General features: G+C 63.7%; 1 protein-coding gene. It reads right to left on the bottom strand.

Going from position 1 to position 796, the window contains the following annotated elements; genetic code table 11:
- Nucleotides 1-57: 57 nt before the first annotated feature.
- Nucleotides 58-465: a hypothetical protein gene (locus BST40_RS28375; RefSeq protein ID WP_083156632.1), complete on the bottom strand. Its 408-nt coding sequence runs from the start codon at nucleotides 463-465 to the stop codon at nucleotides 58-60.
- Nucleotides 466-796 lie beyond the last annotated feature (331 nt).

The following is a 796-nucleotide window of genomic DNA, read 5'->3' as shown; positions in this document are numbered from 1 at the left end:
CGACTGGAACTACACACTCACCGCCCACCACACCCCGACACGCCCGACACCACCTACCTAATTACTGCGCGAGCCCTTAGGCCAGCACAACCCGGGCGGAAGCGGCGGTGGAGGCTGGTACCCCGAGCCGGGGGGCTTCGGTGGCGGGTCGTCACCATCCCAAATCATGTTGGACACATTGCCCATCCCTGGCCACAGGTAGTAGTAGGTGTGACATACCGTCATGTCCCAACCGCGAAAAGGGTCGGTCACGTGATTGCCGGTCGCCGGCAGGGGATCCCCTGGGCACCACTGCTTGGGTGGACCCCAACCGTTGTCGTCGGTGGGGAGCGGGCCGGGACGGAGCGGAACAAGACCGGGCTGGCCCTGAGCGGTCCCGGCGGCCAGACCCAGGCCGGCTATCGCGACGCCCCCCGACAGCAACGCCCCGCCGATGAGCCTCTTCACATTGTGGGGAGCGTTCATGGATGGCCCCATTCTCGTGTCCGGCCGTTACTGGCTTCGGCGCTTCGCGGAATTGTTGCGACATCTGTGCGACGGCCGGCCCATCTCCGCGGTTTACCCGATCGACCCTCGAACCGCGAGCGTACTGGTTCGGCAACACCGGAATAGAGAAATCCTGGAAAATCAGTAGGCGCGATATGGCCGACGTATTGATCAGTCGCTCGGACCCGGGAACATCGGGTGTCGACCGGCCGTGATCCACACCGGTCTAAGCCCAATACCGTTCAGTTAAGACGGTGGATGGTGATGTTTGGTGAATGCTCGGGTTGGAGCCAGTGGGCGTAGTCGGCGC

The sequence above is a fragment of the Mycobacterium persicum genome, from assembly GCF_002086675.1.
Taxonomy (GTDB): Bacteria; Actinomycetota; Actinomycetes; order Mycobacteriales; family Mycobacteriaceae; genus Mycobacterium; species Mycobacterium persicum.
Note: the sequence above shows the minus strand (reverse complement) of the source record. Positions and strands in the feature narration are given on the sequence as shown.

Excerpts from the sequence above, each read along its gene's own strand:
- BST40_RS28375 (WP_083156632.1), bottom strand. The coding sequence starts at position 465 with ATGAACGCTCCCCACAATGTGAAGAGGCTCATCGGCGGGGCGTTGCTG.